23 protein-coding genes, 2 tRNA genes and 1 pseudogene are annotated in these 22,127 nt (G+C 56.9%); 14 read left to right on the forward strand and 12 right to left on the reverse strand.

Features of this window, described 5'->3' with window-relative positions; translation table 11 throughout:
* The first annotated feature begins 109 nt into the window (after positions 1-109).
* From aroB to ACN19L_RS17010, 3 genes are all read left to right on the forward strand, one after another.
* On the forward strand, positions 110-1,141 hold the full coding sequence (aroB, locus tag ACN19L_RS17000) for a 3-dehydroquinate synthase (protein WP_426490659.1): 1,032 nt from the start codon (positions 110-112) through the stop codon (positions 1,139-1,141).
* A gap of 39 nt (positions 1,142-1,180) precedes the next feature.
* A complete protein-coding gene (locus tag ACN19L_RS17005; protein ID WP_426490660.1) occupies positions 1,181-2,476 on the forward strand; it encodes a 3-phosphoshikimate 1-carboxyvinyltransferase in 1,296 nt (431 codons plus the stop codon).
* 108 nt (positions 2,477-2,584) lie between these two features.
* Positions 2,585-3,154 carry a hypothetical protein gene (locus ACN19L_RS17010; RefSeq protein ID WP_426490661.1) on the forward strand — a complete coding sequence of 190 codons (570 nt, stop codon included), beginning with the start codon at positions 2,585-2,587 and terminating at the stop codon, positions 3,152-3,154.
* Here ACN19L_RS17010 and ACN19L_RS17015 read toward each other — a convergent pair.
* From ACN19L_RS17015 to ACN19L_RS17050, 8 genes and pseudogenes are all read right to left on the reverse strand, one after another.
* A complete protein-coding gene (locus ACN19L_RS17015; RefSeq protein WP_426493597.1) occupies positions 3,151-3,912 on the reverse strand; it encodes a helical backbone metal receptor in 762 nt (253 codons plus the stop codon). The two genes, ACN19L_RS17010 and ACN19L_RS17015, sit on opposite strands and share 4 nt — an antisense overlap.
* A 57-nt stretch (positions 3,913-3,969) precedes the next feature.
* On the reverse strand, positions 3,970-4,560 hold the full coding sequence (locus tag ACN19L_RS17020) for a hypothetical protein (protein WP_426490662.1): 591 nt from the start codon (positions 4,558-4,560) through the stop codon (positions 3,970-3,972).
* A gap of 66 nt (positions 4,561-4,626) precedes the next feature.
* Entirely contained in the window at positions 4,627-5,697 is a 1,071-nt protein-coding gene (locus ACN19L_RS17025; RefSeq protein ID WP_426490663.1) for a M42 family metallopeptidase, read from the reverse strand.
* A 24-nt stretch (positions 5,698-5,721) separates the two neighbouring features.
* Positions 5,722-6,267: an N-acetyltransferase family protein gene (locus tag ACN19L_RS17030; protein ID WP_426490664.1), complete on the reverse strand. Its 546-nt coding sequence runs from the start codon at positions 6,265-6,267 to the stop codon at positions 5,722-5,724.
* Between the two features lie 45 nt (positions 6,268-6,312).
* Positions 6,313-6,543 carry a type II toxin-antitoxin system MqsA family antitoxin gene (locus tag ACN19L_RS17035; protein ID WP_426490665.1) on the reverse strand — a complete coding sequence of 77 codons (231 nt, stop codon included), beginning with the start codon at positions 6,541-6,543 and terminating at the stop codon, positions 6,313-6,315.
* A 2-nt stretch (positions 6,544-6,545) separates the two neighbouring features.
* Positions 6,546-6,695 (reverse strand): annotated as a pseudogene (locus tag ACN19L_RS17040) (DUF4258 domain-containing protein); the annotation flags it as partial.
* Between the two features lie 12 nt (positions 6,696-6,707).
* Positions 6,708-6,827 (reverse strand): DUF4258 domain-containing protein, encoded by a 120-nt coding sequence (locus tag ACN19L_RS17045; RefSeq protein WP_426490666.1) that lies wholly within the window; start codon positions 6,825-6,827, stop codon positions 6,708-6,710.
* Between the two features lie 15 nt (positions 6,828-6,842).
* Positions 6,843-8,411: an acyl-CoA carboxylase subunit beta gene (locus tag ACN19L_RS17050; RefSeq protein WP_426490667.1), complete on the reverse strand. Its 1,569-nt coding sequence runs from the start codon at positions 8,409-8,411 to the stop codon at positions 6,843-6,845.
* A 218-nt stretch (positions 8,412-8,629) separates the two neighbouring features.
* Between ACN19L_RS17050 and ACN19L_RS17055 the strand changes: the two genes are divergently transcribed.
* Entirely contained in the window at positions 8,630-9,277 is a 648-nt protein-coding gene (locus tag ACN19L_RS17055; RefSeq protein WP_426490668.1) for a hypothetical protein, read from the forward strand.
* A 66-nt stretch (positions 9,278-9,343) separates the two neighbouring features.
* On the opposite strand, the gene ACN19L_RS17060 is transcribed toward ACN19L_RS17055, so the two are convergent.
* Together ACN19L_RS17060 and ACN19L_RS17065 are read right to left on the reverse strand one after the other, a co-directional pair.
* A complete protein-coding gene (locus tag ACN19L_RS17060) occupies positions 9,344-11,968 on the reverse strand; it encodes an ATP-dependent Clp protease ATP-binding subunit (protein WP_426490669.1) in 2,625 nt (874 codons plus the stop codon).
* A 121-nt stretch (positions 11,969-12,089) separates the two neighbouring features.
* Positions 12,090-12,740: a WbqC family protein gene (locus tag ACN19L_RS17065; protein ID WP_426490670.1), complete on the reverse strand. Its 651-nt coding sequence runs from the start codon at positions 12,738-12,740 to the stop codon at positions 12,090-12,092.
* Positions 12,741-12,998: 258 nt separating this feature from the next.
* Between ACN19L_RS17065 and ACN19L_RS17070 the strand changes: the two genes are divergently transcribed.
* Both ACN19L_RS17070 and ACN19L_RS17075 read left to right on the forward strand, forming a co-directional pair.
* A complete protein-coding gene (locus ACN19L_RS17070) occupies positions 12,999-13,880 on the forward strand; it encodes a hypothetical protein (RefSeq protein WP_426490671.1) in 882 nt (293 codons plus the stop codon).
* Positions 13,877-14,782 (forward strand): lysophospholipid acyltransferase family protein, encoded by a 906-nt coding sequence (locus tag ACN19L_RS17075; RefSeq protein ID WP_426490672.1) that lies wholly within the window; start codon positions 13,877-13,879, stop codon positions 14,780-14,782. The genes ACN19L_RS17070 and ACN19L_RS17075 overlap by 4 nt, the downstream gene beginning before the upstream one ends.
* Before the next feature lie 85 nt (positions 14,783-14,867).
* Here ACN19L_RS17075 and ACN19L_RS17080 read toward each other — a convergent pair whose 3' ends face one another.
* A complete protein-coding gene (locus ACN19L_RS17080; protein WP_426490673.1) occupies positions 14,868-15,497 on the reverse strand; it encodes an L-threonylcarbamoyladenylate synthase in 630 nt (209 codons plus the stop codon).
* Positions 15,498-15,701: 204 nt separating this feature from the next.
* On the reverse strand, positions 15,702-16,679 hold the full coding sequence (locus ACN19L_RS17085; RefSeq protein WP_426490674.1) for a T9SS type A sorting domain-containing protein: 978 nt from the start codon (positions 16,677-16,679) through the stop codon (positions 15,702-15,704).
* A 142-nt stretch (positions 16,680-16,821) separates the two neighbouring features.
* Here ACN19L_RS17085 and mltG point away from each other — a divergent pair, with 142 nt between their 5' ends.
* The 8 genes from mltG to ACN19L_RS17125 all read left to right on the forward strand — a co-directional run bounded on the left by mltG (position 16,822) and on the right by ACN19L_RS17125 (position 22,042).
* Positions 16,822-17,904, forward strand: a complete 1,083-nt coding sequence (gene mltG / locus ACN19L_RS17090) for an endolytic transglycosylase MltG (RefSeq protein WP_426490675.1) — start codon at positions 16,822-16,824, stop codon at positions 17,902-17,904.
* 26 nt (positions 17,905-17,930) lie between these two features.
* Complete coding sequence (locus ACN19L_RS17095; RefSeq protein WP_426490676.1) at positions 17,931-18,263, forward strand: hypothetical protein; 333 nt, start codon at positions 17,931-17,933, stop codon at positions 18,261-18,263.
* A gap of 3 nt (positions 18,264-18,266) precedes the next feature.
* Positions 18,267-18,752, forward strand: coding sequence for an acyl-CoA thioesterase (locus ACN19L_RS17100; protein ID WP_426490677.1), 486 nt, complete (start codon positions 18,267-18,269; stop codon positions 18,750-18,752).
* 95 nt (positions 18,753-18,847) lie between these two features.
* Positions 18,848-19,807, forward strand: coding sequence for a YihY/virulence factor BrkB family protein (locus tag ACN19L_RS17105; protein WP_426490678.1), 960 nt, complete (start codon positions 18,848-18,850; stop codon positions 19,805-19,807).
* A 139-nt stretch (positions 19,808-19,946) separates the two neighbouring features.
* Positions 19,947-20,033 (forward strand) — tRNA-Ser (locus ACN19L_RS17110).
* Positions 20,034-20,110: 77 nt separating this feature from the next.
* A tRNA-Ser gene (locus ACN19L_RS17115) sits at positions 20,111-20,195 on the forward strand.
* Between the two features lie 200 nt (positions 20,196-20,395).
* The gene (locus tag ACN19L_RS17120) at positions 20,396-20,755 is read left to right on the forward strand and encodes a hypothetical protein (protein ID WP_426490679.1); all 360 of its coding nucleotides are present in this window, start codon (positions 20,396-20,398) and stop codon (positions 20,753-20,755) included.
* A 33-nt stretch (positions 20,756-20,788) separates the two neighbouring features.
* Complete coding sequence (locus ACN19L_RS17125; RefSeq protein ID WP_426490680.1) at positions 20,789-22,042, forward strand: PAS domain-containing protein; 1,254 nt, start codon at positions 20,789-20,791, stop codon at positions 22,040-22,042.
* Positions 22,043-22,127: the final 85 nt, after the last annotated feature.

Here is a 22,127-nt window from a genome sequence, read left to right on the forward strand (position 1 = left end):
GATCCGGGTTGGGCTATAATAGTTGCATCAAAGCAAGCTATTTTTGTCTGATTTCTTGCAACCGTTCATCGAAAAGTTTTACGAAATTCATATAATTTTGAACGAAACAATGTTTGTAGGTGCCGATGCCCTGATAAAGCTGGCTGAAATAGTGCGCCGCCCGGCCATAAGTGCAGTTTTTGTACTGGCTGATACGCATACGGCCCGGTTGTGCCTGCCGTTGCTGGAACCGCACCTGCCCCAGGGCTTTACCCTCATAGAAATTCCGGCCGGGGAGGAAGCCAAAACGCTTGCTACCTGTGAGCAGGTGTGGCGCACCCTCACGGAGCACCGCGCCGACCGGCAGGCCCTGCTGGTTAATCTGGGGGGTGGGGTAGTGACGGATCTGGGCGGCTTTGCAGCGGCACTGTATAAGCGCGGCATTCGGTTCGTACAGGTGCCTACCACGCTGCTGGCCCAGGTTGATGCCAGCGTAGGTGGCAAAACCGGCGTTGATTTTATTGGGTTTAAAAATCAGCTGGGTGTATTTCAGGAGCCAGCCGCAGTGTGTATCGAGCCCCGCTTTCTGCAGACCCTGGACCCCCGTCAGCTAAAGTCGGGGTATGCGGAGGTAGTCAAACACTGGCTGATTGCCGATGCTGAGGCGTTTGAGCGCAACCGCTACATCGGAGTAGTGGGGGTTGAGGACTGGACGCCCATTATCCGGGAGTCGGTGAAGCTGAAGCAGCGTATTGTGGAGCAGGACCCACTGGAAAGCGGCCTGCGTAAGCTCCTGAATTTCGGCCACACAGTGGGCCACGCCCTAGAGAGCTATCTGTTGCAGCAACCCGGCCGCGAAATTCTGCACGGAGAGGCCGTTGCTGCCGGTATAGTGTGCGAAGCCTGGCTAAGTCACCAGAAGGGTCTACTATCCATTGAGCAACTGGACCAGATTGAGACCTTCCTATTCTCGGTGTACGAGAAAGTGCAGTTTGTGCGGCTCGAAACCGAGGCAATTGCCGAATTTGCGCTCCAGGACAAGAAAAACGCGGGTTCGGTAATTAACTGTACGCTGCTGGCTGAAATCGGCCGGGGCGTGTACGACCAGCCCGTTACGCTGGCTGAAATTGCGGAGTCGCTGAGCTATTATCACCGGCTTTGATTCGGCCTGAAACAGAATTTGTACCACTGCAGGCCCTCATTGGGGCCCGCTGATTTTCTACTTGCCATTACTACTTCCCTGACTCTGACCGGGCCCACGGGGCCCCTGCGCGGCACCGCCCAGGTGCCGGCTTCCAAAAGTGAAAGCAACCGGGCCCTCATTATTCGGGCCCTGGCCGGCGGCGGCGCGCTGCACAATCTCTCCGACGCCAACGATACCCAGCTGATGCAGCGCCTGCTGCTGGACCCCACTGCCGCGGAATTTAACGCCGAGGACGCCGGCACGGTAATGCGCTTCCTCACGGCCTACCTGGCCATGACGGGCCGCCAGACTACCCTCACCGGTACCGCCCGCATGAAGGAACGTCCCATTAAGGTGCTGGCCGATGCCCTGCAGGAACTGGGAGCCCGCCTTGAGTACCTGGAGCAGCCCGGCTACCCACCGCTGCGCCTGCTGGGCCGCACGCCCCAGCCGGCCACCGAAGAAGCCGCCGACTTCACCGAGCTGCGGGTACGCGGCGACATCAGCAGCCAGTACATTTCGGCCCTGCTGATGGTGGGTCCCACTCTGCCCCACGGCCTGCGCATCTGGCTGGAAGGCAAGGTGGGTTCCCGGCCCTATATCCGGATGACGCAGGCGCTGATGCAGCACTTCGGGGCCGTGTGCCGCGACCTGGGCGAGGTGCTGGAAGTGCGCCCCCAGGCCTACACGCCCACCGATTACACGGTGGAGGGCGACTGGTCGGCGGCCAGCTACTGGTACGCGGTGGTGGCCCTGGCTCCGGAAGGCTCGCACCTCACCCTACCCACGCTGCGCCGCCACTCCCTGCAGGGGGACCAGGCCATTGTGGACATCATGGCCCACTTGGGCGTGCACACCGAGTTTCTGGCCGATGAGCAGGTGCGCCTGAGCAAAACGGCCGTGGGCACCGGGTTCAGCCAGGATTTCACCGACTGCCCCGACCTGGCCCAGACCGTAGCCGTGGTGGCCGCCGCCCTGGGGGTGCCCGTGCTGATGACGGGGCTGGAAAGCCTGCGCATCAAGGAAACCGACCGGATTGCCGCCCTGCAAACGGAGCTGGCCAAGTTCGGTGGCTTCCTGCGCGACGAAGGCAACGGCCAGTTCCGGGCCGGCTCGGAAAACTTCCAGGTAATCGGCCAGACCGTAGCCACCTACCACGACCACCGCATGGCCATGGCCTTCGCCCCGCTGGCCCTGCGCGGCTCCCTCACGGTAGACGACCCCCGGGTAGTGCGTAAATCGTACCCGCAGTTCTGGCGCGAGCTGGAAAAAGCAGGCTTCATCACCGACCCTGCTCCGGCACCGGGGTTCTAATTACTACAGCATAAAGCGGCCCGTCTGATCCAGACGGGCCGTTTTCATGTCGGCGCATGCTGTCAAAGTCAAAGGATACAAAAAAGACGACTGATGACATCTCCGGCTTTGAAAGATATTCTGCTTATTGCCCGCACTATACACTACTTGTCTATAACTGCCATGCATAAACTGGTACTCATCATAATCGGGGTGTGGGGGATAAGCCGGGCTGGATGTGCTCAACGTCCGGTAACTGCCTTGCCAGACACGTTGGAGCCCATCTATCTGCTTAATTCTACCACGGTAGTCAATGGAGTGGTGGCTGATTTCGATCCGGCGGACATCCAGCAAATCCTGGTGTACAAGCCCAGCCTGCGTACAGCAACTGACTCAGTACCGCCTTGGCAAACGACAATGGGTACCGGAGTGATTATGCTGAAGTCGAAACGGCGAATCCCGTCGGAGCCTTTGCGCGCTTTTGGTCAGCGGCTGAACCTGACGGAGCCGCTGCACTTTGCGCTGAACGGCCACCGGTTGAGCACGGAGGCGGCGGCAAAGCTGCGGATTGCATCGGCTGCTGTTGCGCAGCTGCACGTCAGTTACCCAACTGCTGATCAACCTGTTACAATTGTCGATATTTGGCTGAAGCAGATGCCCCGCAAAGACCATCCGCCCGGCACAATCCTCATTCGTTAGTTACGGCACCGTAGCTCCCGGAAATAGGCGGCGGAGTGGCGGAGGCGGCTGCCGTACCAGCTAAACAGCTCTCCATCCACTATGCGAATCTCCGCCGCGGGGCAAATTTCTTGAAACTCCGCCATGTGCTTTGCGCCGAAGGGGTAGGGCTCGGAAGACAGCAGAATCTGCCGCGGAGCGGCCTGGCGGAGCTGGTCGGGCGTGATTTCGGGGTAGCGGCCCAGCGCACCGAATACGTTGCGGAAGCCGGCCCGCGTCAGCAAATCATCAATGAACGTGCCGCCGGCCGCCACCATGTACGGCTTACGCCAGATGAAATAGGCCGCTGATACAGGCTCAGCCAATGGGGGCAGGGTGGCGAAGGAAGCGTCAATTTCGGCGGCCAGCGCGTCGGCAGCCTCGGCGCGCTGCGTAAGTAGCCCCACCCGCCGGATCATGCTCAACGAGTCGGGCAGGGTGCTGATGTCGCTCATCCAGACCGGGTAGCGCGCCGCCAGCTGCTCAATGCCTTCCTGATAGTTTTCCTCCTTGTTGCCGATGATGAGGTCGGGCTGCAAGGCGTCAATCTTGTCGAAGTCGAAGTTCTTGGTGCCACCGATGACGGTAGCCGACCTGCGGGCCTCGGCCGGATGAATGCAGAATTTCGTCATGCCTACCACCCGCGCCCCCAGGCCCAGCGCAAACAGCAACTCCGTCTGCGACGGTACCAGCGACACAATGCGCTGCGCCGGCAGCGGCACAGCCACCCGCCGCCCCATCTGGTCGGTTACGGAAAGCGGAATCTGGGGTAGTGAGGAATGATTCAAAAGGGCTTTTTAGTATGTACCGTCTGGTCGTTGATATGGGCTGCACGAAGAACTCATATTGAGAGCCTGCATCAATAATGGTCTCAATGCTTTTATCACTGCCTGACGGGAAGCTTCACGATTGAGGGACGGACAGTAAGTGGATACACTGCCGTATTCAAAATAACGATACTGCTTATCAGATATGTCTAATACAACTTCTCTCTCTTCATAGGGAGCCAGCAATGGAGGCACAAATTTCAGCCGGTTCTCCATTTCAACCGCCCATTGTTTGCCCGAAGCGGTGAGGCTGAATATGGAAGACGGAAGAGAAATTGCTTGATATAAACAATTATCGGTAATGAGTCTGGCCCAAATGGTCCTATTGTCTTTAGGCCAGATTAATAGGCTATACATCTTAGCTGTCTTGGTGTCATCTTCACGTGGCGCTGAGTGTATTGTTTGATAAACAAGCGTCTGATGAATGCCTCGTTTACGCAACCCAACGGATACTTTTTTTATAATTTGCTTGTCGATAAAGCTATATGGTTCAATATAGAGTCGTTGGGCCAAGCAGAATGGTCCCATCAACAGGAAGCATAAGCTCAGAAAATATCTCATAGTAGTATGCTACTTAATAAGAGAATAAATAAAACGGCCGCTTAACAAGCGGCCGTTTCAATCTACTTAGCTGAAGTACCGGAAATCGTGCTTGTCCTCGATGCGCAGCAGGGTTTCATAGATGAGCTGGATGACGCTCTGCACGTCGTCTTTGTGCACGGTTTCCACGGTGGTGTGCATGTACTTAAGGGGCAGCGAAATCAGGGCCGAGGCCACGCCCGAGTGGGAGTAGGCGAAGGCGTCGGTATCGGTGCCGGTGGCGCGGGTGGCGGCGGCGCGCTGGAAGGGAATTTCGGCATTCTGGGCCGTTTCGATGATTAGTTCGCGCAGGTTGTTTTGCACCGCCGGGCCGTAGGTAATCACGGGGCCTTTGCCGCAGAACAGGTCGCCGGAAGTTTTCTTCTCGTACATCGGCGACTGGGTGTCGTGAATCACGTCCGTCACGATGGCCACATCGGGTTTAATGCGGTGGGCAATCATTTCGGCCCCCCGCAGGCCAATTTCCTCCTGCACCGCATTCACAATGTAGAGGCCGAAGGGCAGCTTCTTCTGGTTCTCCTTCAGCATGCGGGCCACCTCGGCAATCATGAAGCCGCCGATGCGGTTGTCCAGCGCCCGGCCCACGTAGAACCGGTCGTTGAGCACCGTGAATTCGTCCTCAAACGTCACCACCGAGCCCACGTGAATGCCCATCTGCTCCACTTCCTCTTTGGAGGAAGCGCCGCAGTCGAGGAACACGGTTTCGATGGTGGGGGCTTTGTCCTGCTCCACCTTGCGCACGTGAATGGCCGGCCAGCCGAATACCGCTTTCACAATGCCCTTCTTGGTATGGATGTTCACCCGTTTGCTGGGAGCCACCAGCGGGTCGGAGCCGCCGTTTTTGCGCAGGTACAAAAAGCCCGACTCCGTAATGAAGTTCACGAAGTAGCTGATTTCGTCGGCGTGGGCTTCAATGACCACTTTGTACTCGGCCTCGGGGTTCACCACGCCCACCACCGTACCATAGGTATCCACGAAATACTCGTCGATGTAGGGCTTGAGGTAGTCGAGCCAGATTTTCTGGCCTTCCTTTTCGAAGCCAGTGGGAGAGGGGTTATTGAGGTACTTCTGCAGGAAGTCGAAAGATTCTTGACGCATAGAGCAAAGATTCAAAGAGATATACTACAAACGGGTGAGCGGATGGTTTCGTGCCGCCTCCGGCGGTGCCGGGGCGTGCCAGGCCATCGGAATATCCGCTTCCAGGCCCTGAGCACCGGCTACCCGTCCCTCAAAGCGACCTTCCGGCCGGAAACCCAGCTGCTCGTACAGCGCAATGGCGCGGGTGTTGCTTTCGCGCACCAGCAGCTCCACCCGGCGCACCTGCGGAAGCTGGGCCTGGGCGCGGGTCAGCAGCTCGGTGAACAGCCGCCGGCCCAGGCCCTGGCCCTGGGCGGCGGGGGCAATAGCCACCGTCAGGTCGCCAAGCACGTGGGCGAAAATCCGCAGGCCCGCCTGATAGGCATGAATCTCCGCCACCAGCTCGCCCGTCTGCTCCGCCACCAGCCCGATGCCCTGGGTCAGGCTGCGCGTCAGGAAGTGCTGCACGTAGTCCTCGGTTATTTCCTCTGGCCGCCGGGCCAGCCCGCCGCTTTCCGCCGACACGCGCTGGTACAGCCGCCGAATGGCGGGCGCGTCTTGAAGCGTGGAGGGGCGGATGGTGACGGACATGGGCAAACGGTAAACCGGAAAAAGCTACTTGTGGAGTATTGATTTCTAGCCAGCCAGCCGCCAGCGGGTGATTTCAACTTCCGCGCCTTTAGCCAGCGCCTCGTTGGCGGTGTTGAGCACCTGAGTGGCCACGGAGGCATCCAGTTGGTAATTACCGCAGTTTTCGCATACCCGGGCCGGCACTTCCTTCAGCACCACCACGGCCCCGTCGCGCTCCAGCGTAACGGTGGTAACTCCGGGTAGCAGCTGGCCGGTTTTGCAAAGTGTACAGGTCATGGCTACAGTTTACGGGTGAAGGTTTCGTCCCACAGCAACGGGTCCGGCACGTACGCAGTAATCAGCACGCAGATGCTCGTGGCCGGGTTCTGAGCTACTACCACGTGCAACGGCTGCCCGGCTTCCATGTACAGCAGCAGAACGCTGGGGTAGGGCGTGTCATCCTAATGGCGGCGAATCAGCAGTCCGTTCTGCACGGCCTTTTCCACCAGCTGCATATCCAGGCGGCGGCTGAACATGCGCTGAACAACGTGGCTGGTCAGTTCCAGGACCGTGCAGTTCATGGGCTAAGTGGCAGCTTACAGCGGAATGTTGCCGTGCTTTTTGCGGGGCAGCGTGTCCACTTTGTTTTCCAGCATCTTGAAGGCGCGGATCAGCTTCTGGCGGGTCTGCGAGGGCAGAATCACCTCGTCCACGAAGCCGCGGTGGGCGGCGCGGTAGGGCGTGGCAAACTTCTGCTGGTACTCGTCTACCTTCTCCTGCAGCTTGGCTTCGGGGTCTTCGGCTTGGGCAATTTCGCGTTTGAAGATGATTTCCGCCGCGCCCTTCGCGCCCATTACGGCAATTTCAGCGGTGGGCCAGGCGTAGTTCATATCCGCCCCGATGTGCTTGCTGTTCATCACGTCGTAGGCCCCGCCGTAGGCTTTGCGGGTGATGACGGTAATGCGCGGCACGGTGGCTTCGCAGAAAGCGTAGAGCAGCTTGGCCCCATTGGTGATGATGCCGCGCCACTCCTGGTCGGTGCCGGGCAGGAAGCCGGGCACGTCTTCCAGCACCAGCAGCGGAATGTTGAACGAGTCGCAGAACCGCACGAAGCGGGCCGCCTTGGTGCTGGCGTTGATGTCGAGCACGCCGGCCAGCACCGCCGGCTGGTTGCCCACGATGCCGATACTGCGGCCCCCCAAACGGGCAAAACCCACCACGATGTTCTCGGCGAAATTCTGGTGTACTTCCAGGAAGGAGCCAGCGTCGATAATGCCGTCAATTACTTCCCGGATGTCGTAGGGTTGGTTGGGGTTGTCGGGGATGATGGTGTCGAGGGCGGGACGGCTTTCGTCCTGGCCGGCCTCGTAGGGCACCATGGGGGCGGTTTCCTCGCAGTTCTGGGGCATGTAGCTCAGCAGCTGCTTGAGGTGGGTGATGCAGGCCACTTCGTTGGCGCACGAGAAGTGCGTTACGCCGCTTTTGGCCGAGTGGGTGCTGGCCCCGCCCAGTTCCTCGCTGGTTACGTTTTCGTGGGTGACGGTTTTCACCACGTTGGGGCCGGTCACGAACATGTAGCTCGTGTCCTCCACCATCAGGATGAAGTCGGTAATGGCCGGCGAGTACACCGCGCCGCCCGCGCACGGTCCCATAATGGCCGACAGCTGCGGCACTACGCCCGAGGCCAGGGTGTTTTTGTAGAAGATATCGGCGTAGCCGCCCAGGCTCACCACGCCTTCCTGAATCCGGGCCCCGCCCGAGTCGTTGAGGCCGATAACGGGGGCCCCGTTTTTCATGGCCAGGTCCATAATCTTCACGATTTTCTCGGCGTGGGTTTCGCTCAGCGAGCCGCCAAATACCGTGAAATCCTGCGAAAACGCGTACACCAGCCGGCCGTTCACGGTGCCGTAGCCGGTCACTACGCCGTCGCCGAGGTAATACTCCTTATCCAGACCGAAGTCCTTGGAGCGGTGCATCACAAACTTGCCGATTTCCTCAAACGAGCCTTCGTCAAACAGCAGGTCAATCCGCTCCCGGGCGGTGAGCTTGCCTTTCTTATGCTGGGCATCAATGCGGGCCTGGCCTCCGCCGAGCAGGGCTTCGGCATTTTTGCGGGCGAGAATTTCGGTTTTGCTTAGTTGGGCGTCAGCGTGCGGATCAGACATTGTGGGGTGGGAAAGAGTCAGGGTAGCTACTTCGGTAAGAGGTTCAAAGGTAACGCACAGGTACAGAAAAGCCGCACCAGAATTCTAGGGCGGCTGGGTTATAGTGCTATTTTTACACAAGCTTAAGTCGCAGAAGAGGGAATCACCCCTTTTGAAACTCAACTTATGTTTGAAAGCATTTTTAGTATACAATGAGGTACATATTTCTTGCAATTTTCTTGGCTCTAAATTTTTGCCAGAATACACGGTGCAATAGTGTCAGCGTGTCTTCGTATAAGCTAATACCTGAAGAGTTGTTCGTTGATAGTGTAACTGTGGGCAAGAGAGGAAAGAATAGAATAGATATACTTAAATATAAAGGAGAAGATAGTATGTATATTGTTATAAAATTTTATTCAAAAAATAAGAATAAATGGATTGTGATGAATGAGTATGAGCTTGAAAAAGATTATTTGTCTAGTATCGATCCGGTAATTGCTGATTTTAATGGTGACGGCCTAAACGATGTGACTTATGTTTCCGATGTTGCCGCTAGGGGCTCAAATGAAATCAGACGTTTATTTATCTATAGAAGAGAAAGTAATGATCTAATGCTAGTGAAAAATTCTGAATTATATCCTAATATGTTATATAATAAAGAGTTGAAGTGTATTGATGCTTTTTTGATGCACGGAGGATGTACAACAGTATTTCTGAAATTAGTTAACGACAGCTTAGAAACAATTGCCAGTGTCGAGTTGTCAGATAGCCTGTATATAAAAACGTACGACGAGGATGGTAGAGAGAAAAGTAGGGCCATAAAGGCCGCAGGCGACGATGAATATATAAGGTATAAAAACTTTAACCCTTTAGAAGAGTATCAATAATATAATAAACAAAACCGGCCGATTCCTCTGCAGGAACCGGCCGGTTTCAATTAAAGATCAAGCGAATTATTCGCCTTTCTTCTTCGAGTCCGCAGACTCATCATTGTCAGGCTCGGGCGCTTCTTCTGGCCGCTCGTCGCTGGCCAGGTTGGGCGTCTCGCCGCTCTTGCTTACCGAGAAGGTCAGTTCCTCCGCGCCAGCCGTGTAGTCGGCAGTGATAACGTCACCCTGAGCAATTTCAGCCTTCAGGATTTCCTCAGCAATCGGATCCTCGATGTACTTCTGGATGGCCCGGTTCAACGGACGCGCACCATATTTGGGGTCGTAGCCTTTTTCGGCCACAAAGTCCTTGGCGGCGTCGGTCAGCTCCACGCGGTAACCCAGCGTCTGGATGCGGCCCAGCAGCTTGCTGAGGCTGATGTCGATGATCCTGTGGATATCGGCTTTCTCCAGCGAGTTGAACACCACCACATCGTCCAGACGGTTCAGGAACTCGGGTGAGAAGGTTTTGCGCAGGGCGTTGGTGATGGTGCCCTTCGTCATCTCGTCCATGTTCTCCTGCCGGGCCTTGGTACCGAAACCGATGCCAGCACCGAAGTCCTGCAGGTCACGCGCCCCGATGTTCGAGGTCATGATGATGATGGTGTTGCGGAAGTCCACCTTGCGGCCCAGGCCGTCGGTCAGGATACCGTCGTCCAGCACCTGCAGCAGCAGGTTGTACACGTCCGGGTGCGCCTTCTCAATCTCGTCGAGCAGGATAACCGAGTACGGCTTGCGGCGGATTTTCTCCGTCAGCTGGCCGCCCTCTTCGTAGCCCACGTAGCCGGGAGGCGCGCCCACCAAGCGCGAGATGCTGAATTTCTCCATGTACTCCGACATGTCAATCCGCACCAGCGAATCCTCCTTGTCGAAGAGGTAGGTGGCCAGCACCTTCGCCAGCTCCGTTTTACCTACGCCCGTTGGGCCCAGGAATACGAAGGAGCCAATGGGCTTCTTGGGGTCTTTCAGGCCGACGCGGGTCCGCTGGATGGCTTTCACCAACTGCTTGATAGCCTTGTCCTGACCGATTACCTTGCCTTTCAACTCTTCGCCCATGTTCAGGAGCTTGGAGCTTTCTTTCTGGGCCACGCGCGAGACGGGAATACCGGTCATCATGGCAATAACCTCAGCCACGTTCTCCTCCTTCACGGTGTAGCGCTTCTTCTTGGTCTCCTCCTCCCAGTCCTTTTTGGCCTGGTCGAGCTGATCAATGAGCTTCTTCTCCGTGTCGCGGAGCTTGGCGGCTTCCTCGTACTTCTGCGACTTTACCACGCGGTTTTTCTCCCCCTTGATGTTCTCAATCTGCTCCTCGAGCTTGAGAATATCCTCGGGCACCACAATGTTGTTGATGTGCACGCGGGCCCCGGCCTCGTCGAGAATGTCGATGGCCTTATCGGGCAGGAACCGGTCCGACATGTAGCGGTCCGACAGCTTCACGCAGGCCTCAATGGCCTTGTCGGTGTACACCACATGGTGGTGGTCCTGGTACTTGTCCTTGATGTTGTTCAGGATTTCAATCGTCTCCTCGGGCGTGGTGGGGTCCACCATCACCATCTGGAAGCGACGGGCCAGGGCACCATCCTTCTCAATATACTGACGGTACTCGTCGAGCGTAGTAGCGCCGATGCATTGGATTTCGCCGCGGGCCAGGGCTGGCTTGAACATGTTGGAAGCATCCAGCGAGCCGGAGGCTCCGCCAGCGCCCACAATCGTGTGCAGCTCATCGATGAACAGGATTACGTCGGGCGACTTCTCCAGCTCGTTCATCACGGCCTTCATGCGCTCCTCAAACTGGCCGCGGTACTTGGTGCCAGCCACCAGCGAGGCCAGGTCAAGGGTGACCACGCGCTTGCCGAACAGTACCCGCGACACCTTCTTCTGGATGATGCGCAAAGCAAGACCTTCGGCAATGGCCGTTTTACCAACGCCGGGCTCCCCGATGAGGATGGGGTTGTTCTTCTTGCGGCGCGAGAGGATCTGGGCTACACGCTCAATCTCCTTTTCGCGGCCCACAATGGGGTCGAGCTTGTCCTCTTCGGCCAGCTTGGTCAGGTCGCGGCCGAAGTTGTCGAGCACCGGGGTGCGCGACTTCTCGTTGCCCTTCTTGGCCGCAGCACCGCTGCTGCCTGCGCCGCCGCGGCCGGCCGAGCCCCCGAAGAGGCGGTCGTTGTCGTCGTCATCGGCCTCGGGGCCGGAGGTGGGGTTGTTCGCCGTGTTACCGTGGTAGTCCAGCGAATCACGTACGGATTCGTAGTTCACGTTGAATTTGCTCAGGATTTGGGACGAAATATTATCCTCATCACGCAGAATCGAGAGGAGCAGGTGCTCCGTGCCGATAATTTCGCTCTTGAAGATTTTAGCCTCGAGGTAGGTAATCTTGAGGACTTTCTCGGTCTGTTTGGTCAACGGGATGGAGCCGGTGATGCTCGTGCCCTGGGTGGCCGTATTACGGGTGGCCTGCTCCAGGGCGTATTTCAGCTCCTCCACTGATACGCCCAATTTCTTGAGCAAACCAATGGCGGTGCCTTCCCCTTCGCGGATCATACCCAGCAACAAGTGTTCAGTGCCGATATAGTCGTGCCCGAGCCGGATGGCCTCTTCCCGGCTCAGGGAGATGACCTCCTTGACTCTGTTTGAGAATTTAGCTTCCATGCAGATAAGGTAGTGAAGAAAAACGGTACCCCGCAAGGCTCTAGAAAAGGAGCTGACGGGTTGGGCCGATATAACCTGAAAACAGATTGAGTCGGGCGTTGGTTCGGGGGCGACAGGTACACTACGCAAGAAAACTGCCGGCGGCCGGACCCTGCATAAAGAGCAGGTCTAAGATGCTGAGTCCCGGTACAAAATCTTTACCAAAACTCTGGGCATACGGCCGGCCGGACGTCCTGTCAGGTCCGGCCAGTGCGGGGACCTTTGGTGTCAGCCAGTCGCGGCGGTCCAGGAGCAGGGTAGGCGGGTTAGAGGGTAGGAGGGTAGGAGTGGTGGAAGGTGGTAGGTACTCGGTGGTGCGGTAAATGGGGAGGCGCAGGCGCAGGCAGCGGAAGTAGAACTGCAGCAGCAACTGGTTCAGCTCGAATAAACGCCGGGGCTTCTGCAGGTAAATGTCGTGCAGATAATCAGCATAGTACTCAAAGTACGGGGTGCCGCTGTAAGCGGTTTGCAACGTGCGCCAGTGGCGGTGCACCCAGTTCTGGCGGTAATCTATTTCAATTTTCGACGTGAGCACCTTTTCGCTACGGTTGCCATCTACTACGGGCACCGTGAGGGCCTGCACGCCCTGCGCTGTGAGGATGAGGCAACGGTTGCGGTAGGTTTGCTTGTGGTAATGGTCGTGGGCTTCCAGCCACAAGGCATCAGCCCCCCGCAGCTCAGAAAAAAAGGCAATAGGTGGGTTATATTGGGATTCGAAAAGAACGGAGGGCATGCGAGGAACTGGGGCAACAACTGATAAATACTCGGACAAATAAACGGGCTGCTACCTGATATGTGGATGCAACGCCTGCTTTTCAGGTCTGGTATTCCGGAAATGCTTGGGCCGGATGTCAAAGTAGGATGACTGGCATGTAACGCCCAGGGCTCGGAGTGTGTTAAGTCAGGAATCAACCAAAAGCCCCACTTTTGCAGGGCTGCGGCTGAAACTCTCCACTGCCATCCGGTTTCGTTTTACCGCCAATCTGACACTATGTTGCTGTTCGCCCGACTCCTGCCCGTTGGTTTTGCGCTTTGCCTAGGTACTGCGCAGGCCCAAACGCATCAGTTGCAACTGGATGCCGTTCGTTTCCGCAACGATGATGTAGCCATCAAAGGTGGAATAGTAGAGGTGTATGCCACCGTAAATGGCAAGCACCTGACCTACCTAAAGCGGGCCCCCAAAATCTACCAAGCCGGGGCAGCCGTGACCCTGGAGGTTATCCGGCCCGATGGCTCTGCGGTGTACCAGGAAACCCTAACGCTGCGGCCGCCAGTGCTGCGGGATACCACGGCAGTAATCAAAAATCCCATCAGCTTTCAGAAGCGCCTGACTTTACCGGAAGGGCACTACACCCTGCGCGGCCAACTGAAAGACCAGAACCGGGCCGGCTTCACCGATATTGTGGAACAACCACTGGTAGTGGAGGCCAATACACCGAAACCTGCGCTCAGTGACGTGGTACTGCTGTTGAAGCCCGCCAGCCGCTCCTCAGTGGAGGCCAACAACTTTGTGCGGCAAGGACTGAGTCTGGTGCGGGCGGCGGGTGGCCTGTATGCCCGGGGCCAGGACAAGCTATTCTTCTACTCAGAGCTGTACAACGCTGCGCCGGGGCAGGCCTATACCGTGCGCTACCGCCTGCGTGCCGCCAAAGCGGCCAAGGACGCCGGCGCTGGCCAAGGTACCGTGCAGGGAGCCGAAGGGCGGCCCACGGTGCTGACCGGAGAACTGGATCTAAGCAAAGTGCCCGCCGGGACTTACACCCTCACTGTAGAAGCCCGCAACGCCAAAAACCTGCTGCTGGCTACGCAAACCACCACCGTACACCGCAACTCCACTGACTATGCCCCAGCCGGGGCTGTAATGCCCCGATGACAACAACTCCTCCCGTTTCTACATCTTATCCATGGTATTATCGGCCGCTGGAGTGGCTGCTGGTTGGCTTGGCCCGCTTACCGTTGAGTGTTCTGTACGTGCTTGGGCGCGGAATGTATTGGCTGATGGCCCACGTAGTGCGCTACCGCAGGCGGGTAGTGCTGGAAAACCTGCGTAACTCATTCCCGGAAAAATCGGAGGCGGAAATTGCCCGGCTGGCTAACCAGTTCTACTGGCACTTCGCGCAGGTGATGGTGGAAACCATCAAGCTGGCCGGTATGCCGGCCCAGGAACTGAAAAAGCGGGTGCTATTTCGCAATCCGGAGGTACTGGAGCGGCACTTTGCCGCCGGGCGCACAGTCCTGGGGCTGTCCTCGCACGCGGGCAACTGGGAGTGGGTACTGACTTCCGGGGCCGTATGGCTATCATCCCACGCCGACGGCGTGTATAAACCGCTCAGTAACCCGTTTTTCGAACATTTCCTGTATTGGCTGCGCACCCGCACCGGGGCCGGGCTTATTCCGATGCGCGATACACTGCGCGACATGGTACAGCGGAAAGGGGAGGTGCGCGTGGTTAGTATGTTGTCAGACCAGGCCGCCGGCCCCGAAGACCGGCCTTTCTGGACAACCTTCATGCACCAGGATGCTGGCTTCTATACCAGCACCGAGCGGCTGGCCGGCCGGTTCCGGTGCCCGGTAGTGTACGTAAGTATCCGGCGCCTGCGCCGCGGCTACTACGAGATATACCTGACCGAGCTATATGACGGCGATACTCCGCTGGCACCGCATACGTTTCCCATCACAACGGCCTTTGTTCGACAGCTAGAACAGGATATCCGGCAGCATCCGGCCGACTATCTCTGGACCCACCGCCGTTGGAAGCACAAGCGGCTGGGATAAAATTGTAGGGTAGGAAGGTAAGAGGCTAGGCGGGTAGGAGTTGAAAAATATAACTCCTACCCGCCTAGCCTCTTACCTTCCTACCCTACAGATACTGCTCAATGTCGCCGGCACCCTGGCGAATGATGTCAAAATCTTCATTGGTGCAGTCGACAACAGTACTGGCGGTATTGTTGCCAAAGCCGCCATCAATGACCAGGTCTACCAACGGGCGGTACTTTTCAAAAATCAGGTCGGGGTCGGTGCTATATTCCAGAATCTCGTCGTCGTCGCGGATGGAGGTGGTCACGATGGGGTTGCCCAGGCCTTGCACCAGCTGAATGCAAATCTGATTATCAGGCACCCGGATGCCCACCGTTTTGCGCTTCACGCCGCCGTAGCGCGGAGCTTTGGTACTGGCTTCGAAGATGAAAGTGAACGGGCCCGGTAACGCCTTTTTCAGCACTTTGTACACCGGCGTGGTAATGCCATTGGCGTAGTCGGTGATGTGGGAGAGGTCGGAGCAGATAAAGGACAGATTGGCCTTTTCGGGGTGGATGCCTTTGATGCGGCACAGTTTTTCCACGGCCCGGGCGTTGTGAATGTCGCAGCCCAGACCATAAATGGTATCGGTCGGGTAGATGATGACGCCCCCACTGCGCAGTACGTCAACGGCTTGCTGAATGCGGTTTTGGGGCGGGTTGTCGGGATGAATGCGGAGCAGCGTGGCAGCCATGGCAGAAAAGCAGAAGGTGAGGGAAAGCCGCCGCTGGCACGGCCGGGGCGGAGCAAAGCAGCCAGCCTACCAGGCTGGTGCGGTACTGTCTTCGGGTAAAACCAGCGGTGGGTTGCTTCCGGAGGCAAAAAGTATGACTCCGTTACCAAAAAAGCGCCCCGGCTGCGGGAGCCGGGGCGCTTTCTGCGTGCAGAGCGGGTGCTACTACTGCTTCACAATCTTGTGAGAAGTCAGCGTAGTGCCATCCTGCACCAGCAGAATGTAGCTGCCGGCCCGCAGGGAGTTCAGACTGAACGAGCCGTCTAGGGCAGAAGTCCCTTGCAGCACCGTGCGGCCGGCCAGGTCGGTTACGGTTACGGCCGTTTTGGTGGCGCGGCCGGCTACCTGGATAATCAGGTTATCGGCGGCGGGGTTCGGGAACACGCGCACGTTACCGGCCGTCAGAGCCTTACGGATGCTCAGTGGTGTAGTGCCCGTAGAAAGAGCGAAATTGTCAATGGCCAGCAAAGCGTCGTTGCCGGTGTCATTATTATCCTTCCAACGAATCCACATTGTGGTGTTAGCAGGCCAGGTAATGCCAGTAAGCGAACCAGTTAATGAGGCCCGATTGGCAGCGTCGTTACCATTGAGAGCCGTATTCGATGTGTTGGCATTGGCCAACTCCGTTACGTTCAGCGCTGTAACGGGCGTCCAAGTGCCTGTAGTCAGGCTGGTGGCATCCAGGCTGTATTCAAAAGCCAGCACCTCGTTCTGGCTATCTAAAGAGCCGGATTTCCACTGCTCACCCCGGTATGCTACGTTTACCTGCGTTACGGCGGCTCCCGTGGCATTCGTGAAGGCAACTCCAAAAACAGGAGTGGTAGAGTTGGATGAGATTGTGCCGATGGACCGGTCAGAGTCGTTGGCCGTGCCAACGTTGTAGACCCCTCCGGAACCGGCGCTACCATCAGTCGCTATCAGATCCAAGACCTGACCAAGTGTGCCTGTGCCCGCAAAGCGAAGGCCGGACCAGCCGGTTGGGTAGGCTGTGCCCGTGGGGCCGATACCATCAAAATTCTGGGTGTAGACAGCCCCTGCAGTAACGCTGACGGGCGTTTGGGCTGAAGCAGCTACCGTACCCAGGCTCAGGCCGAGGCCCAGCAGTGCGCGAAACAGATTTTTGGAAGTGTACAGGTGTTGCATGGCAGTAGGAAAGGAGAAGAAAATGAAAGTGAGAATCTAGAACGTGTACTTTTGAAGATCTAAAGGTACCCAACTTCTCAGTCGCTCCGCAAGCGGCCGGTTAGCAAGGTAATGTTACCAATTTGTTACCACTTTTTGCCTCATGGCCAACACCCGCATCAACGAATACAAGGAAAAGGCCACCCGCCGCCGCAACCGGTTTGCCTACATTACCGGCATTCTGGGGCTGATTCTGATTACGTTTTCCTACTACTTCTACCAGATATTCTTCACACCCAACATTGAAACCAAGGGCAAGCGCACCTACGTGCTGATTCCGCGGGGCAGCGACTGGAAAACGGCTTTGAACCGCATCGATGCCAGCGGGGCTGTGGTCGATAAAATGTCGCTGCACTTTGTGGCCCGCATGATGAAGTACGACCAGCCCGGGGCCGTGAAGCCCGGCAACTACGAGCTGAAGGAGGGCCTGACCAACCGCCAGCTCATCAACATTCTCAAAAGCGGCTCCCAGTCGCCGCTGCAGCTCACCTTCAACACCGTGCGCCTGCGCCAAGACCTGGTAGACCGCCTGGCCGCGCAGGTAGATGTAAAGCCCCGCACTCTGGACTCGCTGCTGCGCAGCCCTGGCTACACCCGCAGCCTGGGCTTCGATACCACCTCGGTGCTCACCATGTTCATCCCGAACACCTACGAACTGTATTGGAACACCTCGGCCCAGAACCTTATGCAGCGCATGAAAAAGGAGTACGAGAAGTTCTGGACGCCCGCTCGCGACGCCAAGCGCAAGGCGTTGGGCCTTACCCGGGCTGAAGTAAGTACCCTGGCCAGCATTGTGGAGGCCGAGCAGCAGCAGCACGCCGACGAGCGGCCCCGCGTAGCCGGCGTGTACCTCAACCGCCTCAAGCGCGGCATGAAACTCCAGGCCGACCCCACTGTGGTGTACGCCAACGGTGATTTTGGCATCAAGCGCGTACTCAACGTGCACCTCACTAAAGATTCGCCCTACAACACGTACAAGTACGCTGGCCTGCCGCCCGGCCCCATCAACCTGCCCAGTATTGCCAGCATTGATGCGGTGCTCAACCCCGAAAGCCACCAGTACCTGTACTTCTGCGCCAAGGAGGATTTCAGCGGCTACCACGCCTTTGCCCGCAACGAGCAGGAACACCTGGTAAATGCCCGCCGCTACCAAGCCGCTTTGAGCCGGGCGGGTATTATGAAATGAGTTGGCAGTTGTTACCTATGGATTTCATGGAGACCAATAAGTTGAGTCACGAGCAGTACCAAGCTACATTTCAAGCACCAATGCTTGATGTGACGGCAACGGCTGAGCCAATACTCGATATTTGGCCTTACGTGGATTCGGTAGTGCCAAATGATTTAGAGGGGTATCAACTCACGGATAGAATAGTACGGCATGTATATCAGGACCCTAAAAGAAGGTTTCTACACGTGCTGGTTTCAACAAATGACATCAACGTGTTTTTGGTGGTGATACTAAATCTGAAATCAATAAAAGTGCATGGTCATTATCTACTCGACCTGCCAAAACTGTACAACTTACAATCAGCCCCTGAAAAGTAACCTATGTATCAGTCCGACACCCAGATTCGCGTACGGTACGCCGAAACCGACCAGATGGGCTACGTGTACCACGGCAACTACGCGGCCTACTTTGAAGTGTGCCGGACTGAGGCGTTTCGGCACCTGGGCATTAGCTACAAGGCCCTGGAGGCCGATGGCGTAGGCATGCCGGTGGGGGAGATACGCACCCGCTTCCGCCGCCCCGCCCGCTACGACGACCTGCTGACAGTGCGGCTGCTGCTAAAACAGCCCGCCGAGGGCTCCCGCATTCTGTTCGAGTACGAAATCTACAACGAAGCCCGGGAGCTGCTCACCGAAGGCCACACCCTCATGGTGTTCGTGAGCATGACCACCGGCCGGCCCGTGCCCATTCCGCAGGATATTGCCGCCAAGCTGGCCCCGTACTTCACCGACGATGAAACCGCCGGCCCGCTCACCCCGCCCAAAGCTCCGGTGGATGCGCCTGCCCCGGCGGCCTTTCTGAAATAGAGTAACTGCGTAAGTTTTTACGGCCCATCCGGCGCACATCGATTCGCTAAAACGGTTATTCAGCTACTCCGCCACTCAGTTACTGCCCTCCCGCAATGCGTATTCCCGTCCGCCGGTATCATTTGCCCGATGTGCGCCGCCGCCGTAGCGTGCGCCGCGCCATCGTGTTTCTGAAGCAGCTGCGGTTTGCCGGCGGCAAGGCTTCGGTGTACGATGTGGTAGACCGGCTGCTACAGGAAATTAAGCTGGATGGCATTGCCAAGCGGGCCTCCTACATGGCCTTCAACCTGACTATTGCCATCTTTCCCACCATCATCTTCCTGTTCACGCTCATCCCCTACATCCCCGTCCCCAACCTGAATATCGATATTCTGCAGTTTCTGGCCGACCTTATTCCGCGGGAGATGTACGCAGCCATATCGGGCACCATCGAAGACATTGTGAATATTCCGCACGGGGGCCTGCTGTCCTTCGGTTTTGCTACGGCCTTGGTACTCAGCTCCAATGGAATTATGGCCCTGCTGGATGCATTCGAGAAGAAATACCCCTCATTTAAGAAGCGCACTTACCTGCGCAAGCGGGTTATTGCCACGGTGCTTACGGTAGTGCTGTCGTCGGTGCTGCTGTTTGCGGTGGCAGGAATTTTCTTCGGTACCTATATTATCGATGCGCTGGTGTTTCACGAAATCGTACCTGAGTCTATGACCGACCAGCTCATCAGCCTCCTCCGGTACGGTTCCGTGACGGGCCTGTTCCTGTTGACAACCTGTCTGGTGTATTACTACGTGCCTCCAGTGCACGACAAATGGCCGTTTGTTTCGGCCGGAGCAGTAGTAGCCACGCTGCTGATTTTCCTAGTATCGTTCCTGTTCATTCTCTACGTCAAAATCTTCGACAGCTACAACCACTTCTACGGTTCCATTGGTACGCTGGTGGGCTTTATGGTGTGGCTTGACTTTGTATGCATGACGCTGATTCTGGGTTTTGAGGTAAACGTGAGCATTGATGCCGTAACCGGCCGGCTCAAACGACCAACCGCCTTGGCCAAAGCCTGAGACCAGCACTGTGCGTAATAATTTCTTCCTGAAAATGAGCAGTTAAGCGGTCTGCGGAATAAAAAATAGAGAAGACAACTTGCGGATTGCTGTTTCGTCTCTACTTTTGCCTTCCCAAACCACGCCGTTTGACCCTTACAGAGAGGTGGCAGAGTGGTCGAATGCGACGGATTCGAAATCCGTTATACCGGCAACGGTATCGGGGGTTCGAATCCCCCCCTCTCTGCAACTGGCTTTTTCAACCGTGAAAGGGCCTTGTTCTTGGCATCTGAAGTAGCATCGTACTTGAGTGTACTCTTATCCAGAGGAGTGGCAGAGTGGTCGATTGCGGCGGTCTTGAAAACCGTTGAGGGTTAAACCTCCGGGGGTTCGAATCCCTCCTCCTCTGCAAGCTGCCCCAGAGTGTCAGGAATATTAAACGCCTTCCAAGTTACTTGGAAGGCGTTTTTGTTTGTCTGTTCGGTGAGCTGAACAGTAGCGGGCAGAAAAAACCACAAACCGCAATTCAAACTCGCCCGTTATATTGTAGAAGATACGTGGCTGGCGCATTATTTGTATTGCGGCTGTCCATTACCTTTGCCCGCACTTATGGCCGAATTACTGTTCGACGTTAATCTGCAACAACTGCCCGATGAGTTTTTGAACGGAAACTGGCGGGTGGCGGATCGGGTACTCAACCATACTGATCCAACCAGTATGTTGGCCCGCGCGGAGCTGTTTGCCCTGCAACCGGGAAAAGTGCAGGTGAAGGCCTTGCACGGGCAGGACGCGGGCCAGTGGCAGATTCAGCGGGATGCATTGCTGAATCGGCCTTACCTGGAACTGATGCTGGGCCAGGAGCAGACCCGGGCTTTGGTGACGCGTTTGCGCCGCTCCCGCAACGGGGCCGAGAGCCAACTGAGCCTCTACTTCCAGTCGGGAATGGAAATGTACCTTACGCAGCCGTAAGCGGCTATGTGTTACCTTTTTAGTTGATTTCGTATGGCTGCTGCCACTTCTGATACTTCGGGTTTGTCTTCTGCAGCGGCTGGCCGGTCATCGGCCAGCGACAGTGTGCTGCTGAGCGTGACGGATGCCGCGAGTAATACCCTGTATGCCAGCCCGCAACTGCTGCAATTCACCGGGTTTTCGCTTGAAGACTTAAACGCTAGGTGGATGGAACTGGTACACCCGGAGGATGGCCCCCGCGTGGTAGCGCAGGTGGAGCACATGAAGGAAACGGCTCAGCAGTACCAGATTGAGTGGCGCATTCGTCGCTACGATGGGGAGTACCGCTGGGTACGTACCACGGGGTATCCCCAACTGGACGCCGATGGGCGCGTTCATCAATGGATTATCGGGACAGTAGATATTGAAGAGGCCCGTAACCGGCAAGGGGCTTCCGGAGAGGATTTCAGCTTCTTGGCTGAGTTAATTCCGCAATTGGTCTGGACGACGGACCCTACGGGTTTTCACACCTACTTCAACCAACGCTGGACCGATTACACGGGCTATACTCTGGCTGACAGCGTAGGCCCGGATATGTGGAACAACCTGCTGCACCCCGATGACCAGCAGCTTGCTCGCCGGGTCTGGGGTCACTCGCTGGCTACCGGTGATTTCTACGAAATTGAGTACCGCTTCAAGTCGCGGGCAGGAGATTACCGCTGGTTTTTAGGGCAGGCCCTGCCCGTGCGGAACGAGGCGGGAGAAATTGAAAAATGGTTTGGCACCTGCACCGATATCCACGACCAAAAAATGCAGGAAATAGCTCTGCGCAAGCGGGAGCAGGATTTCACCACGCTGGCCAACGCCATTCCGCAACTGGCTTGGATGGCTGATGAAACCGGCAGTATCTTCTGGTACAACGAACGGTGGTTCACCTTTACGGGGACTACACTGGAGCAAATGCAGGGCTGGGGCTGGCAGACAGTGCATCATCCCGAGTACGTGGATGCTGTGCGTGAGAAATTCCGTAGGGCAGTTGAAGCCGGGGATTTGTGGGAAGATACCTTCCCACTACGCCGTCACGACGGGGAATACCGCTGGTTCCTGAGTCGGGCCGTACCCGTGCGGGATGATGAGGGCCGTGTGTTGCGCTGGTGCGGTACCAACACCGATATAACGGAGCAAAAGCAACTGCAGGAGCAATTGGAGCGGGCTTACTCAGATCTGGAGGCTAAAGTGATGTTCCGGACATTGGACCTGGAGCGTGAGGTACAGGAGTTACGTCAGCAATTGGGCAAGAGCAACTGAGTGAGGTTTTCTCGCAACCCGCGCCTGTCATCCTGAACGCAGTGAAGGGCCTTATTTCCTCCAAACAGAGGAAATAAGGCCCTTC

It is taken from the genome of Hymenobacter sp. 102, from assembly GCF_049949205.1.
Lineage (GTDB): Bacteria > Bacteroidota > Bacteroidia > Cytophagales > Hymenobacteraceae > Hymenobacter.

Coding starts and splice junctions, on each gene's coding strand:
- ACN19L_RS17060 (WP_426490669.1), bottom strand. CDS start 11,968: ATGGAAGCTAAATTCTCAAACAGAGTCAAGGAGGTCATCTCCCTGAGC.
- ACN19L_RS17120 (WP_426490679.1), top strand. CDS start 20,396: ATGGCCGAATTACTGTTCGACGTTAATCTGCAACAACTGCCCGATGAG.
- ACN19L_RS17100 (WP_426490677.1), top strand. CDS start 18,267: ATGTATCAGTCCGACACCCAGATTCGCGTACGGTACGCCGAAACCGAC.
- ACN19L_RS17030 (WP_426490664.1), bottom strand. CDS start 6,267: ATGTCCGTCACCATCCGCCCCTCCACGCTTCAAGACGCGCCCGCCATT.
- ACN19L_RS17035 (WP_426490665.1), bottom strand. CDS start 6,543: ATGACCTGTACACTTTGCAAAACCGGCCAGCTGCTACCCGGAGTTACC.
- ACN19L_RS17065 (WP_426490670.1), bottom strand. CDS start 12,740: ATGCCCTCCGTTCTTTTCGAATCCCAATATAACCCACCTATTGCCTTT.
- ACN19L_RS17105 (WP_426490678.1), top strand. CDS start 18,848: ATGCGTATTCCCGTCCGCCGGTATCATTTGCCCGATGTGCGCCGCCGC.
- aroB (WP_426490659.1), top strand. CDS start 110: ATGTTTGTAGGTGCCGATGCCCTGATAAAGCTGGCTGAAATAGTGCGC.
- ACN19L_RS17125 (WP_426490680.1), top strand. CDS start 20,789: ATGGCTGCTGCCACTTCTGATACTTCGGGTTTGTCTTCTGCAGCGGCT.
- mltG (WP_426490675.1), top strand. CDS start 16,822: ATGGCCAACACCCGCATCAACGAATACAAGGAAAAGGCCACCCGCCGC.
- ACN19L_RS17050 (WP_426490667.1), bottom strand. CDS start 8,411: ATGTCTGATCCGCACGCTGACGCCCAACTAAGCAAAACCGAAATTCTC.
- ACN19L_RS17045 (WP_426490666.1), bottom strand. CDS start 6,827: ATGAACTGCACGGTCCTGGAACTGACCAGCCACGTTGTTCAGCGCATG.
- ACN19L_RS17075 (WP_426490672.1), top strand. CDS start 13,877: ATGACAACAACTCCTCCCGTTTCTACATCTTATCCATGGTATTATCGG.
- ACN19L_RS17080 (WP_426490673.1), bottom strand. CDS start 15,497: ATGGCTGCCACGCTGCTCCGCATTCATCCCGACAACCCGCCCCAAAAC.
- ACN19L_RS17025 (WP_426490663.1), bottom strand. CDS start 5,697: ATGCGTCAAGAATCTTTCGACTTCCTGCAGAAGTACCTCAATAACCCC.
- ACN19L_RS17085 (WP_426490674.1), bottom strand. CDS start 16,679: ATGCAACACCTGTACACTTCCAAAAATCTGTTTCGCGCACTGCTGGGC.
- ACN19L_RS17015 (WP_426493597.1), bottom strand. CDS start 3,912: ATGGGGCGGCGGGTGGCTGTGCCGCTGCCGGCGCAGCGCATTGTGTCG.
- ACN19L_RS17070 (WP_426490671.1), top strand. CDS start 12,999: ATGTTGCTGTTCGCCCGACTCCTGCCCGTTGGTTTTGCGCTTTGCCTA.
- ACN19L_RS17095 (WP_426490676.1), top strand. CDS start 17,931: ATGGAGACCAATAAGTTGAGTCACGAGCAGTACCAAGCTACATTTCAA.
- ACN19L_RS17020 (WP_426490662.1), bottom strand. CDS start 4,560: ATGAGATATTTTCTGAGCTTATGCTTCCTGTTGATGGGACCATTCTGC.